Source organism: Mixta gaviniae, from assembly GCF_002953195.1.
GTDB classification, from domain to species: Bacteria; Pseudomonadota; Gammaproteobacteria; order Enterobacterales; family Enterobacteriaceae; genus Mixta; species Mixta gaviniae.
This window is the reverse complement of the sequence record NZ_CP026377.1, coordinates 2,368,841-2,384,856: the sequence shown is the minus strand read 5'-3', so window position 1 is coordinate 2,384,856 and position 16,016 is coordinate 2,368,841. Positions and strand designations below refer to the sequence as shown.

At 55.4% G+C, this 16,016-nt stretch carries 15 protein-coding genes and 1 pseudogene; 7 read left to right on the top strand and 9 right to left on the bottom strand.

Annotated features, from left to right (window positions below; translation table 11 throughout):
• Window positions 1-11 precede the first annotated feature (11 nt).
• The 3 genes and pseudogenes from C2E15_RS11055 to tyrR all read left to right on the top strand — a co-directional run.
• Window positions 12-1,409, top strand: a complete 1,398-nt coding sequence (locus C2E15_RS11055; RefSeq protein ID WP_104957411.1) for a YcjX family GTP-binding protein — start codon at window positions 12-14, stop codon at window positions 1,407-1,409.
• The gene (locus tag C2E15_RS11050) at window positions 1,406-2,482 is read left to right on the top strand and encodes a TIGR01620 family protein (RefSeq protein ID WP_104957410.1); all 1,077 of its coding nucleotides are present in this window, start codon (window positions 1,406-1,408) and stop codon (window positions 2,480-2,482) included. The genes C2E15_RS11055 and C2E15_RS11050 overlap by 4 nt, the downstream gene beginning before the upstream one ends.
• A 318-nt stretch (window positions 2,483-2,800) precedes the next feature.
• Window positions 2,801-4,369: pseudogene (tyrR, locus tag C2E15_RS11045) on the top strand (transcriptional regulator TyrR); the annotation flags it as partial.
• A 211-nt stretch (window positions 4,370-4,580) separates the two neighbouring features.
• On the opposite strand, the gene C2E15_RS22340 reads toward tyrR, so the two are convergent.
• The 5 genes from C2E15_RS22340 to tpx all read right to left on the bottom strand — a co-directional run bounded on the left by C2E15_RS22340 (window position 4,581) and on the right by tpx (window position 7,155).
• Window positions 4,581-4,679: a hypothetical protein gene (locus C2E15_RS22340; protein WP_425438002.1), complete on the bottom strand. Its 99-nt coding sequence runs from the start codon at window positions 4,677-4,679 to the stop codon at window positions 4,581-4,583.
• 31 nt (window positions 4,680-4,710) lie between these two features.
• Window positions 4,711-5,007, bottom strand: a complete 297-nt coding sequence (locus tag C2E15_RS11040; RefSeq protein ID WP_104957408.1) for a DUF943 family protein — start codon at window positions 5,005-5,007, stop codon at window positions 4,711-4,713.
• Window positions 5,008-5,107: 100 nt separating this feature from the next.
• On the bottom strand, window positions 5,108-5,575 hold the full coding sequence (locus C2E15_RS11035) for a DUF943 family protein (protein ID WP_104957407.1): 468 nt from the start codon (window positions 5,573-5,575) through the stop codon (window positions 5,108-5,110).
• Entirely contained in the window at window positions 5,559-6,407 is an 849-nt protein-coding gene (locus C2E15_RS11030; RefSeq protein ID WP_104957406.1) for a DUF3289 family protein, read from the bottom strand. Before C2E15_RS11030 ends, C2E15_RS11035 begins: the two co-directional genes overlap by 17 nt.
• A gap of 244 nt (window positions 6,408-6,651) precedes the next feature.
• Window positions 6,652-7,155, bottom strand: a complete 504-nt coding sequence (gene tpx / locus C2E15_RS11025; RefSeq protein ID WP_104957405.1) for a thiol peroxidase — start codon at window positions 7,153-7,155, stop codon at window positions 6,652-6,654.
• Window positions 7,156-7,326: 171 nt separating this feature from the next.
• Between tpx and ycjG the strand changes: the two genes are divergently transcribed.
• On the top strand, window positions 7,327-8,304 hold the full coding sequence (gene ycjG, locus C2E15_RS11020; protein ID WP_104957404.1) for an L-Ala-D/L-Glu epimerase: 978 nt from the start codon (window positions 7,327-7,329) through the stop codon (window positions 8,302-8,304).
• Here the strand turns inward: ycjG and mpaA are convergent.
• Complete coding sequence (gene mpaA, locus C2E15_RS11015; protein WP_104957403.1) at window positions 8,288-8,995, bottom strand: murein tripeptide amidase MpaA; 708 nt, start codon at window positions 8,993-8,995, stop codon at window positions 8,288-8,290. The genes ycjG and mpaA overlap by 17 nt on opposite strands.
• A 154-nt stretch (window positions 8,996-9,149) precedes the next feature.
• Here mpaA and C2E15_RS11010 point away from each other — a divergent pair, with 154 nt between their 5' ends.
• The 3 genes from C2E15_RS11010 (at window position 9,150) to ynaL (ending at window position 12,382) form a co-directional block, all read left to right on the top strand.
• A complete protein-coding gene (locus C2E15_RS11010) occupies window positions 9,150-10,763 on the top strand; it encodes a peptide ABC transporter substrate-binding protein (RefSeq protein WP_104957402.1) in 1,614 nt (537 codons plus the stop codon).
• Between the two features lie 210 nt (window positions 10,764-10,973).
• On the top strand, window positions 10,974-11,957 hold the full coding sequence (gene zntB / locus C2E15_RS11005; RefSeq protein WP_104957401.1) for a zinc transporter ZntB: 984 nt from the start codon (window positions 10,974-10,976) through the stop codon (window positions 11,955-11,957).
• A 272-nt stretch (window positions 11,958-12,229) separates the two neighbouring features.
• Window positions 12,230-12,382, top strand: coding sequence for a proline-rich small protein YnaL (gene ynaL, locus C2E15_RS21685; protein ID WP_167391806.1), 153 nt, complete (start codon window positions 12,230-12,232; stop codon window positions 12,380-12,382).
• 49 nt (window positions 12,383-12,431) lie between these two features.
• On the opposite strand, the gene ttcA is transcribed toward ynaL, so the two are convergent.
• From ttcA to C2E15_RS10985, 3 genes are all read right to left on the bottom strand, one after another.
• The gene (gene ttcA, locus C2E15_RS11000; RefSeq protein WP_104957400.1) at window positions 12,432-13,364 is read right to left on the bottom strand and encodes a tRNA 2-thiocytidine(32) synthetase TtcA; all 933 of its coding nucleotides are present in this window, start codon (window positions 13,362-13,364) and stop codon (window positions 12,432-12,434) included.
• A gap of 797 nt (window positions 13,365-14,161) precedes the next feature.
• On the bottom strand, window positions 14,162-14,431 hold the full coding sequence (locus C2E15_RS10990) for a biofilm development regulator YmgB/AriR family protein (protein ID WP_104957399.1): 270 nt from the start codon (window positions 14,429-14,431) through the stop codon (window positions 14,162-14,164).
• An 856-nt stretch (window positions 14,432-15,287) separates the two neighbouring features.
• Window positions 15,288-15,905, bottom strand: a complete 618-nt coding sequence (locus C2E15_RS10985; RefSeq protein ID WP_104957398.1) for a TetR/AcrR family transcriptional regulator — start codon at window positions 15,903-15,905, stop codon at window positions 15,288-15,290.
• Between the last annotated feature and the right edge of the window lie 111 nt (window positions 15,906-16,016).

Here is a 16,016-nt window from a genome sequence, read left to right as displayed (position 1 = left end):
GGATGAGCCTGATGAAACGAATTCAACATGAACTGGCGTCATGGGTTAACCGCGGCGTGGATCGTCATCTGCGCCTGGCGGTAACCGGCCTGAGCCGCAGCGGCAAAACGGCTTTTATTACCTCGCTGGTAAACCAGCTGCTGAATATCCATGGCGGCGCGCGGCTGCCGCTGTTTTCCGTAGCGCGCGAAGAGCGGCTGTTAGGCGTAAAGCGCGTGCCGCAGCGCGATATGGGCATCCAGCGCTTTACCTATGACGAGGGGCTGGCGCAGCTGTATGGCGATCCGCCCGCGTGGCCGACGCCGACGCGCGGCGTCAGCGAAATGCAGCTGGCGCTGCGCTTCCGATCGCAGGATTCGCTGCTGCGCCATTTCAGGCAGACGGCGACGCTCTATCTGGAGATTGTCGACTATCCGGGCGAATGGCTGCTCGATCTGCCGATGCTGGCGCATGACTATTTTAGCTGGTCACAACAGATGAACGGCCTGCTGCAGGGCGATCGGGCGCAATGGGCGGCGGAGTGGCGCCGCCTTTGCCATGGACTTGATCCCCTGGCCCCGGCGGATGAAAACCGCCTCGCCGCCATCGCCGAGGCCTGGACCGCGTCGCTGTTGCGCTGCAAGCAGGAGGGGCTGCACTTTATTCAGCCCGGACGTTTCGTCCTGCCGGGCGAGATGGCCGGCGCGCCGGCGCTGCAGTTTTTCCCCTGGCCGCAGGCGGACGACATCAGCGCAGCGCGTCTGGCGCAGGCGGATAAAGGCAGCAACATCGCCATGCTGCGCGCGCGTTACGACTACTACTGCCAGCATGTGGTGAAAGGGTTCTATAAAAATCACTTCCTCGGTTTCGATCGCCAGATTGTGCTGGTGGACTGCCTGCAGCCGCTCAACAGCGGGCCGCAGGCGTTCAATGATATGCGGCTGGCGCTTACCCAGCTGATGCAAAGCTTCCACTATGGCCAGCGTACGCTGTTCCGCCGTCTCTTTTCTCCGGTTATCGATAAACTGCTGTTCGCCGCGACCAAGGCGGACCACATCACCGCCGATCAGCATGCCAATATGGTGTCGCTGCTGCAGCAACTGGTGCAGGACGCCTGGCAAAATGCCGCGTTCGAGGGCATCAATATGGACTGTATCGGGCTGGCGTCGGTACAGGCGACGCAGAGCGGCATGGTGGATCATCAGGGTGAAAAAATCCCTGCGCTACGCGGCCATCGTCTTAACGACGGCGCGCCGCTGACGGTGTTTCCCGGCGAGGTGCCATCACGGTTACCGGGCAATGCCTTCTGGCAGGATCAGGGGTTCCATTTTGAACAGTTTCGGCCGCAGCCGCTGGATATCGATCGGCCGCTGCCCCATATCCGTATGGACGCCGCGCTGGAATTTTTATTAGGAGATAAATTGCGATGAATCAGCCGCCGTTAAAGCCGCGCATCGATTTTGCGCAGCCGCTGGAGAGTGAAAAAGCGCCGACGCTGAAGCCGGCGCAGCGCTTCGACGCTGCCGAAGAGAGCCTGTTTACCGCGCGTCAGGAAGAGGATGCGTTGGCGGACGCGCCGCGTGAGGAGCAGATAGTGGAGGCCGCGTTGCGCCCCCGCCGCACTATCTGGCGCCGTATGGTGATGGCGGGCATCGGCTTGTTCGTCGCCAGCGCGGTGGCGCAGGGGGTACAGTGGATGCTCGACGCATGGCGCGATCAGGCGTGGTTCGCGCTGGGCGCCGGCGCGGCAGGCCTGCTGATCGTGCTGGCGGGCGTCGGCGCGTTGGTCACCGAATGGCGTCATCTCTACCAGCTGCGCCAGCGCGCGGAAGAGCGCGACACCGGTCGCGAGCTGCTGCACAGCCACGGTATGGGGCGCGGCAAAGCGTTCTGCGAAAAGCTGGCGCGTCAGGCGGGCCTCGATCAGGGGCATCCGGCGCTGCAGCGCTGGCAGGCGGCCCTGCATGAAACGCAAAACGATCGTGAAGTGGTGGCGCTGTATGCCCAGCTGGTGCAGCCGGTGCTGGATCGCCAGGCGCGCGCCGAGATCGGCCGCAACGCCGCCGAGGCGACCCTGATGATCGCCGTCAGCCCGCTGGCGCTGGTAGATATGGCCTTTATCGCCTGGCGCAATCTGCGCATGATCAACCGCATCGCTGCCGTTTACGGCATGCAACTCGGCTATTTTAGCCGTCTGCGCCTGTTCCGGCTGGTGTTACTGAATATCGCCTTTGCCGGCGCGTCGGAGCTGGTGCGCGAAATGGGAATGGACTGGCTGTCGCAGGATCTGGCGGCGCGTCTTTCTGCGCGCGCCGCGCAGGGCATCGGCGCCGGTCTGCTAACCGCGCGGCTGGGTATTAAAGCGATGGAGCTGTGTCGTCCCTTGCCGTGGCTGGACGATCGTCCGCAGCTCGGCGATTTTCGCCGCGAACTGATCGCGCAGCTAAAAACGCGCCTGCAGCCGCGCGCAGCAAAAGCAGAAAAGCAGGATGCGCGCCCGTAACGGCTAAAGCGCAACAACAGGGCGCGTGTATAACCGCCACAGCGGAAAAGCAGTACACGCGCCTGTAGCGGTATAAAACCTGTAACCGCATAAAACAGGATAAACCACGGCGCAGCAGAGATGCTGTCCTGTATGCAGGAAAAAAACTGTTATAACCCTCTAAAAAATTGCCTGAGCGCATGATTATCGCTAACACTTCCGTTACACTCCTTGCACAATGCCGCGCGCTGTCAACTTATCCTGACAGAGCGCTTCAGGCTATTCGCAAGTTAGCGTATTATTTCATGATTCGCTGTTACCAAATTCAATAAGGCCTACCCAATGCGTTTGGAAGTCTTTTGTCAGGACCGAATTGGTCTCGCCCGTGAACTGCTCGATCTGCTTGTAGAGCGCAGCATCGATTTGCGGGGCATTGAAATTGCGCCGATTGGTCGAATTTACCTCAATTTCTCCGCGATCGCTTTCGACCAGTTCAGCCAGCTGATGGCGGAGATCCGTCGCATCCCCGGCGTCACTGACGTGCGCACCATCGCCTATATGCCTTCCGAGCGTGAACATCGCGCGCTGAGCGCACTGCTGACCGCTATGCCGGAGCCGGTGTTCTCTATCGATATGAAAGGCAAGGTTGAACTGGCTAACCCGGCGGCGCAAAGCCTGTTCGGCCTGGATGAACATAAAATTCGCAACTATGGCATTGCGGCGCTGGTCAGCGGCTTTAACTTTACTCGCTGGCTGGAGAGCGAGCGCATTGAGGCGCAGACGCAACATGTGGTGATCCAGGGCCGCGATTTCCTGCTGGAAGCGCGTCCGGTTTACGCCGCAGAAGAAGAGGGCGCCACGCTGCCGGTCGGGGCGATGGTGATGCTGAAATCGACGGCGCGTATGGGACGCCAGCTGCAAAATCTGGCGGTCAACGATGATCGCGAGTTTCAGCATATCGTCGCGGTCAGCCCAAAAATGCGTCAGGTGGTGGAGCAGGCACGTAAGCTGGCGATGCTCGACGCGCCGCTGCTGATTGTCGGCGATACCGGCACCGGCAAAGATATGCTGGCGCGCGCCTGTCATCTGCGCAGCGCGCGCGGCAAACAGCCGTTTCTGGCGCTGAACTGTGCCTCACTGCCGGACGACGTGGCGGAGAGCGAGCTGTTCGGCCATGCGCCAGGCGCCTATCCCAACGCGCTGGAAGGCAAAAAAGGGTTCTTTGAGCAGGCTAACGGCGGTTCGGTACTGCTGGATGAGATTGGCGAAATGTCGCCGCGCATGCAGACCAAGCTGCTGCGTTTTCTCAACGACGGCACCTTCCGCCGCGTCGGTGAAGAGCATGAGGTGCATGTGGATGTGCGCGTTATCTGCGCCACCCAGCGTAATCTGACGGAACTGGTACAGCGCGGCGAATTCCGTGAGGATCTTTTCTACCGTCTGAATGTGCTGACGTTAAATCTGCCGCCGCTGCGCGATCGTCCGCAGGATATACTGCCGCTGACCGAGCTGTTCGTTGCCCGCTTCGCCGATGAGCAGGGCGTGCCGCGTCCGCGTCTGTCACCGCAGCTGAATGCCTTTCTCACCCGTTATAACTGGCCGGGTAACGTGCGCCAGCTGAAAAACGCGCTTTATCGCGCGCTGGCGCAGCTGGAAGGGTATGAACTGCGCCCGCAGGACATTATGCTGCCGGAGTTTACCGAGCAGCTGGCGCTGGATGAGCAGGCAATGGAAGGCTCGCTGGATGAGATCACCAGCCGCTTTGAGCGGTCGGTGCTGACCCGGCTTTACCTCTCTTATCCCAGCACGCGGAAGCTGGCGAAACGGCTGGGGGTTTCCCACACCGCGATCGCTAATAAGCTGCGCGAGTATGGGTTAAGCCAGAAGAAAGGGGAGCCGGAGAGTTAACCGCGCTGCCGACAGGGCCGCGGGCACCAGACGCCCGCGGTTAATCATTCACAGAGGCGACGGCGGTGGGAAAAAGCGGGCTAAAGATGGCCTTAGTCATCTTTTCATTATCCTTTAACCGGTAGCGTTTGGGTATAAACGGCAAAGGTCAGAAGGGGATATGCCTTTATCGCTCTTTAACGTAAATCATTTCACCATTGTTCTTCAGTATCTATTCGCTATTATCACCGATAAAATCGGCCTGGTTTCCCGGGCTGTGATAGATAAGAAGTGCTGCGTCCTTTTCTGTGCAATTTTTATCAGGTTCCAAGTGATGAAAACAGAACAGGTCGTCATCGTATTTATTTTCCTGATAGTTGTATCGAAAAACCAGATAGCCAGAGAAAAGAAACCGTGTTCGCTGGGGTGGGAACGTTATATTGCTCTTTTAACCTGGCGCGGTTTTCCAGCCACCACGTAATTTTACCGCTGCCGGTAAAAGGAAAGCTTTTAACCAAAATCGCGTGAGCTTTGCCTCTTCGGTGGTGGACGGCCACCCTTTCTGCCGGGCGGCCTATAAACCAGAAGACATAAGCCAGCAGTGCAATAATTATCAATAATAACAGGGTGCGTTTCTTTTTATCCTCATCTACCGCCATCCTGTTTATTGCTCTTCCGGACCCGTTAAATGCCTTATAATTTACGGTTTCCTGCTAAACCCGTGAGTAGAACCTGAAAGGTGTGGGCAATAAATGACCACTATCTGTCTTTGATTTTAATAATCTCGCCGTTATTTTTTAATAGATATTTTCCATTATCACCGGTGAAATACGCCTGATTTTTCCCTCTGCCATCGATAATTAAAAGGGTGTCTTTTTGTATGCAATGTTCACGGATTTGCATATCTTTAAAACAGTATTGATCATCATCCTGCTTATCCGCCTGATAACCTTTGCCGAAACGCCAAACAATAATCGAGAAAGGGCCGTTTTCATCAGGATCAGGCACATTATACTTTTCTTTAAGTATGTCTCGATTCTCCAGCCACCAGTTTATTTTACTCCGGTCGGTAAAAGGGAAATTTTTAACCAGAATAGCGCTAAAGTTGTTACCTCTATGGTGAACGGCCACAATTTCTACCGGGCGGTATGTAAGCCAGAGGGCATAAGCGAAGAGTACGCCGAAAACCACTAACAAAATTTTTCGCTTCCTATTTTTTATGGTCATCACGTACACCAGTAATATCAATAAAAGCGTTCATATTGGTCATAAAGGGTTTATAGCTGAATTTATTATAGCGCTGCAGGACAAACCAGATACGAAACAGACGGAACTGGCTAAAGGTGAAATGCGTTATGTAGTTGCAGTCAAGGCCAAAGTGATCCTGTACTCGATAATGCACCCGCGCGTGATAACAGGGGTTATCAACTTTCAACTGTTTGATCGTAATCTGTGTCGCCCAGGTGTCGTGAACGCTGATACCCATTCCGTTAAAGCTATCCTGCAATCTGTCGAATCGGGGTAATCTTCCATCAAGAATGGCTTCTCTTATTTTACCCTCTAATTTTTTTGGGTAGCATTTTTTGTGCCAGTCAATATGCGTTTTTAAAGCCTCCTCTATTCTTTTTAAAGTACTGTTTTTGCTGCGGTCGTTAACAATTTGCTGTTTCAATGCGCTGTTCAGAAAAGCGCTATCGAAGGGACAACCGCTGTTGCCCTGCAGATGCGCGATCAATTCTTCAATCAGCTGCCGGTACGGCCCGAACAAGGCAAACGCCTGTGAAAGATGACGAAACTCCTCAAACAAAATAGCGGCGCATGACTCAACCGGTAGCTCTCTTCCTGGCCTGTGGGAACCATGAAACATCGACTGTGGTTGGCTAAACGGTGTCATTTCCGTTAGCGTATAGGGATCTACACGCGTAGAAACATCCACCAGCTTAAAATCCCTTTTTAATTCAAGTTCGCTTAAATCACCGCAGCGCATATCGCGGGCGCTGTAATCATCCATTCTTTTTTGGCTTTTAAACACCGTGCAGGTAAAACGTAAGGCAGCCATCTGCGTGATTCCTTTCACTCTCGTCCATGATAAGCGTTACGCCGAAATAATAGGCTTTAAGCGGCGTGTCTGTAAATACGCTTTTATGCAAAAACAGGAAAGCCAGGATGGTATTAACAGAAAAGATAATGCGGAGCGTTAATTAATAAAAGACAGGAAATAGAGCAGGAATTAAATAATAAGATAAATAATAAATAAGCTTTTTAATAAGCAGCGCCTCCCTGTTCCGGAGGCGCCGGAAAGGTTACTTCAGTGCCGCCAGCGCCGCATCGTAATCAGGCTCGGTAGTAATTTCATCCACCAGCTGGCTGTAGAGAACCGTATCGTTTTCATCCAGCACGACCACGGCGCGCGCCGTCAGGCCCTGCAGCGGACCATCGGCAATCGCCACGCCGTAATCATCTTTGAAATGGCCGCCGCGCAGCGTGGACAGGGTCACCACATTGGAGAGGCCGTCAGAGCCGCAGAAGCGCGACTGCGCAAACGGCAGGTCTGCGGAGATGCACAGCACCACGGCATTTTCCATTTCGCCTGCCAGCTGATTGAATTTGCGTACCGATGCCGCGCAAACGCCGGTATCGATGCTTGGGAAAATATTCAGCACTTTACGCTTGCCTGCGTAATCAGAAAGGGAAACATCAGACAGGTTTTTTGCCACCAGCGTAAAAGCCTTCGCTTTTTCGCCAGCCTGCGGTAGCTGGCCTGCTACGCTAACCGGATTGCCCTGAAAATTAACAGTCTGAGACATAATCTATCCTTTTACTTTTGCTTAACAAGGTTAACAGTGTAAAGGAACCCACAAAGGTGAGACAGTAAATTATATAACAGACGGACGAGGCCGAAGCCCGTCATTGCAGCGGCGTTTGTGAGGCGTGCCGCGTTGCTGTTTGCCTGATTATCACTAACGAGAGAAAAAAAGATGAGAACGGTTAAAGTTTATCCGGAAGCCTGGCCGCTCAATAAGCCTTTTGTCATCGCGCGCGGCAGCCGGGAACAGGCGGGTGTGGTGGTGGTGGAGCTGGAAGAGGATGGCGTTAAGGGGGTAGGCGAATGCACGCCTTACCCACGCTATGGCGAAAGCGAGGCGTCGGTGCTGGCGCAAATCGCGTTAATGCTGCCGCAGCTGGAGCGGGGCATAACGCGTGAAGCGCTGCAGGCGGCGCTGCCCGCTGGCGCGGCGCGCAACGCGATAGATTCCGCCCTGTGGGATCTCGCCGCCCGCCAGCAGCAGCAGAGCCTCTGTCAGCAGCTCAACGTGACGCTGCCGGGCAGGGTGAATATGGCGCAAACCGTGACCATCGATACGCCTGAATCGATGGCGAGCAGCGCGCTGGCGCTGTGGGAAAACGGCGCGCAGCTGCTGAAGATTAAGCTGGACGATCATCTGATCACCGAACGGCTGATGGCTATCCGCAGCACGGTGCCGGAGGCGCGGCTGATTGTCGATGCCAACGAATCCTGGCGTAGCGAAGGGCTGGCGGCGCGCTGCCAGCTGCTGGCCGATCTTGGTGTAGAGATGCTGGAACAGCCGCTACCGGCAAATGAGGATGAGGCGCTGGCGAACTTTATTCATCCGCTGCCGGTGTGCGCTGATGAAAGCTGCCATACGCGTGGCAACCTGGCGGCACTGCGCCAGCGTTACGAAATGATCAACATTAAGCTGGATAAAACCGGCGGTTTAACCGAGGCGCTGGCGCTGGCCAGCGAGGCGGAGCAGGCCGGGCTGACCATTATGCTGGGCTGTATGCTTTGCACCTCGCGTGCTATCAGCGCCGCGCTGCCGTTGGTGCCGCGCGCGCGCTTTATCGATCTGGACGGGCCTACCTGGCTGGCGGCGGACGTCGAACCCGGCCTGCATTTCAGCAGCGGGCGCATCGATCTTACGGCCGCCAGCTAAGCAGACCGGTAAAAGCGGCGAGATAGCGCTCCGTCGCTTCGTCGGTGGAAATCGGCGGCAGCTCGACGGTGATGCAGGGCAGCGCCAGATCGGCGCACCAGCTGCCGAACGATCCCGGCGTGCTGTAGCCGACGCTGGCGACGCGGGTCAGCCCGGTCTGCGCTGCCAGCCATTCGCCGAGCGAGGTCTGCTGCGGGTCATCGATGCAGGCCAGGGGTTCATGCAGCGAGACGACCCAGGCCGGACGTAGCTGGTGGATCAGCTGGCACAGCGCGACGGTTTCCGGCTCGGAAGCGGCGCGTCCGCCGGTAGAAAGACGCACATCGCGCGCTTCGGCGGCGCTGTTCCAGCGGTAAACCGTCTCCCCTGACTGCCAGTTGGCGGCGGGAAAGTTACGATTAAGATCGACGCCGCGCGCATTGGCGCGCAATCCCATCTGGCAGCCGTCAGGATTGACCGCTAATACCACATGATGTCGGCGGCGCGCGCTGTGCAGCGTACGCAGCGCGCAGGAGAGCGTCACCACCGCCGCATTTTCATCACCATGCGTGCCCGCCAGCACCAGCCCGCTATCGGCTTCCGCCTGTGCGGCGGGAAACCAGAGCAGCGGCGCGCCCAGCACCGAGGTGCCATAGCGCGCCATGTCCACTTCCAGCGCGCCGCGCAGGGGACGCGGATATAACAGGGTCATCTTCAGCTCCTGTGAAAAGCGTCGCAGACTGGCTCGACGGCGACGGGCAATAAGCAAAACAGCTGGTTCAGGATCAATTATTTGCGTTAAAGTGCCGGTTAGCATAAGCCATCTCACGCTTTTGCCACTCCGGCAGCTTTAAGGGTAGGACAAGATGAAATCATTTCGCATTGCGCTGGGCGCCTTTTTACTGGCGACGCAGCTCCCGACCATGGCGGCGCAGGTCGCGCCCGGCACTGAACTGGCAGCGCGCCAGGAGATAGTGCGCCACATCAAAGACGAGCCCGCCTCCCTTGACCCGATTAAAGCGGTGGGGCTGCCGGAAATTCAGGTTATGCGCGATCTGTTTGAAGGGCTGACCAACCAGGATGCGCAGGGCAAGGTGGCCCCTGGCGTGGCGCAGAGCTGGCAAAGCACTGACAACCAGAGCTGGATTTTTACGCTGCGCCAGGATGCACGCTGGTCTGACGGCGAGCCGGTGACCGCGCACGATTTCGTTTACGGCTGGCAGCGGCTGGTCAACAGCAAAAATGCCTCGCCGGTTGCCTGGTTCGCCGGGCTGGCGGCAATCCATAACGCTGACGCTATCGCCCAGGGGAAGCTGCCGCCGGAAAGTCTTGGCGTTACCGCGTTGGATAATTATCACCTGAAGGTGACGCTCGATCGTCCGGTAGCGTACTTTCCCAGCCTGACGGCGCACGTCAGCCTGTTTCCCGCGCCGCGTAAAGCGATTGAGAAGTGGGGCGATAGCTGGACTAAACCGGGCAACCTGGTTGGCAACGGTGCCTATCAGCTGCAGAGCCGCGTGGTGAATGAAAAAATCGTGCTGACGCGCAATCGCCACTACTGGGATGACGCCCATTCCGTGCTGAACCAGGTGACTTTTTTGCCGATTAACGAAGAGTCCAGCGCCACCAAACGCTATCGCGCCGGCGATATCGATATCACCGAATCTTTCCCGAAAAACCTCTACGGTATGCTGAAGAAAACCCTTCCGGACGAGGTCTATACGCCCGATCAACTGGGCACCTACTATTACGCGTTTAACACCCAGACAGGGCCGACCGCCGACGCGCGCGTGCGCCGGGCACTCTCATGGAGCATCGATCGCCGCATTATCGCGGAGAAAGTGCTGGGCACCGGCGAAAAGCCGGCCTGGCATTTCACCCCTGACGTTACTGCCGGCTTCAGCGCGACGCCTTCGTTTTTACAACAGCACAGCCAGGCGGAGCTGAACACTCAGGCAAAAGCGCTGCTTACCGCCGCCGGCTACGGGCCAACCCGGCCGCTGCGTCTGACGCTGCTCTATAATACGTCCGAGAACCATCAGAAAATCGCTATTGCGGTAGCCTCCATGTGGAAGAAAAACCTGGGCGCAGAGGTGAAGCTGCAAAATCAGGAGTGGAAAACCTATATCGACAGCCGCAACAGTGGCAATTTCGATGTGATCCGTGCCTCATGGATTGGCGACTATAATGAACCGTCCACCTTTCTTAGCCTGCTGACCTCCAGCCACAGCGGCAATATCGCCAGGTTCCATAATGCCGATTATGACGCTGTGCTGGCGCAGGCGAGCAAAGAGAGCAACGCGCAGGTGCGCAATGAGGATTACAATCGCGCGGAACAGATTATCGATACGCAGGTACCGATTGCGCCGATCTATCAATATACCAACAGCCGCCTGATCAAACCCTGGGTAAAAGGCTACCCGATCAATAATCCTGAAGATGTCGCCTACAGCCGCCAGCTCTTTATTTTGCGCCACTGAGCCGCGGCCCCTCTGCTGATGCGTCATACCGCCACGGCGGCGGTATGACCTGTCTCCTGACCTCTGCCGTCGCTTCCTGATATTGCTTGCTGTACATCCTTTGTCGCACTTTTCCGCTCTTATCCACGCGAGTGCCGCGGCGGAAGATTGATTCTGCCTGGCGGCGCGCTAGACTGTATCACATTGATTCTGCGGCTTATGAGGCATGACGTGAACGTCATAGAAGGAAAAGCGCTACAGGTGTCGGATGCGATTATCGCCTGCCAGCTTGATGGGCAGGGCGGGCTGATCCCGATTGAAGACAAAGATGTGATTCACTGCGAGCGACCCTGCTGGCTGCACCTTAACTATACCCACCGGGAGAGCGCCGAGTGGCTCTCCTCCACGCCGCTGATCCCCGATGCGGTGCGCGATGCACTGGCGGGCGACAGCCTGCGGCCGCGTGTCAGTCGGCTGGGCGATGGGTTTATGATTACGCTGCGCAGCGTCAATCTCAACAGCGATTCCCGCCCGGATCAGCTGGTCGCCATCCGGGTTTTTATTAATGACCGGCTGATCGTTTCGACGCGCCGTCGCAAGGTCTACGCCATTGATGAGGTACTGAACGAGCTGCAAAACGGCAACGGCCCGGTGGATGGCGGCAGCTGGCTGGTGGAGGTGTGCGATGTGCTGACCGACCACGCCAGCGAGTTTATTGAAGATCTGCAGGATAAAATTATCGAACTCGAAGACGCGCTGATGGATCAGAACGTGCCGCCGCGCGGTGAGCTGGCTCTTCTGCGCAAGCAGCTGATCGTTATGCGCCGCTATATGGCGCCGCAGCGTGACGTCTATGCGCGGCTGGCCAGCGAAAAACTGGGCTGGATGGATGACGACGAGCGTCGGCGCATGCAGGAAATTTCAGACCGGCTCGGCCGCAGCCTCGACGATCTTGACGCCAGCGTGGCGCGTACCGCCGTGCTGGCGGATGAGATCGCCTCGGTGATGGCGGAAGCGATGAACCGCCGCACCTACACCATGTCGCTGCTGGCGATGATTTTTCTGCCGACCACCTTTCTTACCGGCCTGTTCGGCGTCAACCTGGGCGGCATTCCGGGGGCCGAGAGCCATCAGGGGTTTGCGATTTTTTGTCTGATGTTAGCGGTGTTGGTGGTGGGCGTTGCCCTGTGGTTACGCAAACGTAAGTGGTTGTAGACGCTGGCGCAGAGGCGGTAGAAAAGCGGAAAAAAGCTGATCGACGTCAATAAACGCCAGCTGCAGCTGGGGCAAACTCTCTCTCGCAGGTGAATGCAACGTCAAGCGATGGGCGTTGCGCTCCATATTGTCTTACTTCCTTTTTTTTGAATTACTGCATAGCACAATTGATTCGTACGACGCCGGCCTAAACGCCGGCTTTTTTTTGCCGCTTCGCCATTTAACGGCAAACTCCTCTACGCTTAAAGAACTGAGCCAATAAGGAGGAGAGTATGCTGACTATGTGGACGCCCCATCAGATTTCCGCTTCCGATCCTGTGCCGACCGATCCCGTGCCGATTCCAGAGCCGATCCCGCAACCCCAGCCGCAGCCCGACCCTTCGCCGGATCCGGAACCTATCCTCGACCCGCCGCCGCACATGTAATGCGATAAGGCAGACGCCATACCGGTTATCGCCGGTATGGCGTTCAACACTATTTAATTTCCAGAATATCGAGACGCGCGCCAGGAGCGATATCGTCCTCTTCCGGCTGCCAGCCGGCCGGCTGCAGCGGCAGGGTTTCGCGGTCAAACGCCAGATCGCCGCCGTCCACCACTTCGCTGCCATGCTGAATACTTTTGAAATCAAACAGCGCGGTATCGGCCAGATGGGAAGGCACCACATTCTGCATCGCGCTGAACATGGTTTCGATGCGTCCCGGATAGCGTTTATCCCAGTCACGCAGCATATCGGCGATCACCTGACGCTGCAGGTTCGGCTGCGAGCCGCACAGGTTGCACGGAATAATCGGATACTGGCGCGCAATGGCGAAGCGCTCGATATCTTTTTCGCGGCAGTAGGCCAGCGGACGGATAACGATATGCTTGCCGTCGTCGCTCATCAGCTTAGGCGGCATGCCTTTCATTTTCCCGCCGTAGAACATATTCAAAAACAGCGTCTGCAGGATATCGTCGCGGTGATGACCCAGCGCGATTTTGGTGCAGCCCAGCTCGGTAGCGGTACGGTAGAGAATGCCGCGACGCAGGCGTGAGCAGAGCGAACAGGTGGTTTTGCCTTCCGGGATTTTTTCTTTGACGATGCCGTAGGTGTTCTCTTCGACGATTTTATATTCTACGCCGATCGATTCCAGATACTGCGGCAGCACATGCTCCGGAAAGCCCGGCTGTTTCTGATCCAGGTTAACCGCTATCAGGGAAAAATTCACCGGCGCGCTTTGCTGCAGATTGCGCAAAATCTCCAGCATGGTGTAGCTGTCTTTGCCGCCTGACAGGCAAACCATAATGCGGTCGCCTTCTTCAATCATGTTGAAATCAGCGATCGCTTCGCCCACGTTGCGGCGCAGGCGCTTCTGAAGCTTATTCAGGTTGTATTGTTCTTTTTTGCTGTTCGTTTGCGTTTCTTGCATCTTTTTCGTGTCTCGGAAACCAGCAGGGGACCGGTAAGGGGGATGTTTTCATCGCATCCGCCGGGTGTTCAGCCTCTCCACCCGCGCGACGAGCATTTTTTCAGCCCTGCGAAGTCGTGTCATACGCCCTTAGCGCGTTCTTATGCCCTATCTGATAGCTATAAATGACGGATTAGCACCGGCAGATAACGCCTGTATGCATAAGTATGGCGCGTATGGTACGGATTACGCCGCCGAATGCCAGCATGTTTTACAGCTGCGTTCCATCGTCGTCCATGCCGCACAGGAAATAGTACGGTTTTTGTACAGGTTTTGCTGGTGGGGTATCAATAGAAAATACACAGGCTGCGCTTCGGGCGGCCCGTCCCGGTGAGGGAAAACGATATCCGTAGAGTAAAAAGAAGTTGTGTCAGATAATACAGATATGCCGCACACGCCTGAACTGGTGAGCCTGACGGCGCGGTGTCGGGTGATGAGTGAGGGAGGCAGGAGCGTGGCGGATCGGGAGTGGCACATCGGTAAAGGGCCGTTTCGGCGCAGTCATCGGAGGAGGGCGTCTGAGCCAGCATCTGCAGTAGAAAAAGCCCGCTCAGGCGGGCGAAAACAGGGAATATCAGCAATCTTTCGCTATCAAACCTTGAGACCCTAGCTGAGCATATTTGGATGCAATGTAATCAGGCTCTTAAAACCGCTCTGTAAGAAACACAGTTCTATACAGAATCATCCTGTTATCTGGGAGCAACGATGCGCTGGCTGCGATGGTTTGAGAAAAGACCATATCAAGCCAATAGCTACGGTTAATATAATGATTTATTCGTTATCAACATTAGAGCTTCACGTAAAATATCTTTTTGTGACTGCTCAGAAGCCAGCTTTAACCTGACAATCAGCATCAGCTGAATTTCGTTAAATGTTATGCACTTACCAGATTTAATTAACGCTATAGACATCGCTCCGATAGCTTCTTGAGGAGTGGCATATTCTGGTTGTAAGACAATCGCCGAAGATGACTCCGCCGTTTCGATAACGATCTGAGAAACTGGTGCATCCACGACGTTATCAGACATTTTTTTGTTCAATATGAACCTTCATTGCATTAGCAAGCAGGCCATTCGTCCTCGAATGACTTTACTCAGGTTTGGTATCAGCAGAGCTAATGTTGTGAAATGTCCTTGCGAGAAATCGCTCACGGACGCTATCGAGCGCGCCGCATTAGGGTGTAAGAAAGCACAGAAGGGCTGCTTAATCAGCGCATTAGAGGGAGAATGCCCCCGCATCGATTCGAGAGCAACAAGCCTGCCAGAAAAGGTGATTGGGTTAATGGCTAAGCCCTCTCACCATAACACCTTTCGATTTTGCAATGAAGCGCTTAATACTTTCAGCAACGTTCATTTGAAGCAACCAGCGGCAGGTCCAACCATCAGTTCAGGAAGTTAACGTTCTGCATGTATCCGCTACCCTCCGGTTTGACCGCCAAACCTATAGCTTAAAAAAACAGTGACAGATAAATATAGCCATGCCGCACGCGCCGGATCGGGTGGGCCAGGGGCGCTGCGTCTTGTGATCGTTAAGGGATTCGGGGACGTAGGGCATCAGGCGTAGCGCATCAGGTCCTGTGCGGTCGGATCTGTGGATAGGGTCAGAGTTGAGTGAGAAGCTGGCCGACACGCAGACTGATGTCAGTAATGAGCGAAAACCAATGCACATTTATCTTGTCAGGATGGAACTGTAACCGGCACGTTCATTAGCCGTTGTATCCACCTCTTTATGCTTTTACCCCTTAATGAATCTCTTTTAAAGCAAGTTAAGTCTGCTTTGTACCAAAGCAGACTTGCGCGGCATCAATGTCCGCTATGAGCGAAAAGCGAACATCGCCAACATCTTAGTCGTCATATCAGATGATATGGCAGGGACTAATCCTTTTCACCTTACACCCGGCTGTACAATACCGTTGATAAGCGTTGTGAAGGCCTCTACAGCCTCCTCATGCTGCATATGTCCACGCGAAATCGCCACGGACAACGCTTCTCCAGCGCCAACAAGCCCTATACAAAGTTGCTGCAACGATTTAGGCGATATATCAACATGAGGTGCCAGCACAGAGACAAACATCGCGACGCAATTATCCAGCAACTCCTGAAAAACGCGCGTTTTTTCTTCGCTACCTGCCAGCGCTGCACCAATAACGTGGAATTCCCCTTTTTTATCTGCGGCACAAAGGATGTAGGCGCTTGCCAGGATTTCTGTGGTTTCCTGAGCATTTTTGTGAGTTTTGGACATCATTTCAGCGAAGGTACTGACCCGCTCAGTATCGATCCATTTATAGAGTTCGATTAGCAGCGCCGAGCGGGTGGGGAAATGATCGTAGACCACAGGTTTGGAAACGCCTGCACGCTCGGCCAGCCGTCCCAGAGTCAGGCTATCCAGGTACTCCTCTCGTACGATCAGAAGCGCGGTTTCAAGAAGCTGCTGGCGCCGTTCGGCTTTGGTTAATCTTTTTACCGGCGATGAGGAGAGAGGGGCGTTCTTTTTTTTTATCATTCTGTATTTATCCAGCCACTAAAAAATTCTTTAACCTACTAAAAGTAGATTAATTCCGCAATGCGTACTACCTTTCCTACTATTAGTAGCTTATCACATAAAAGAGGAAAT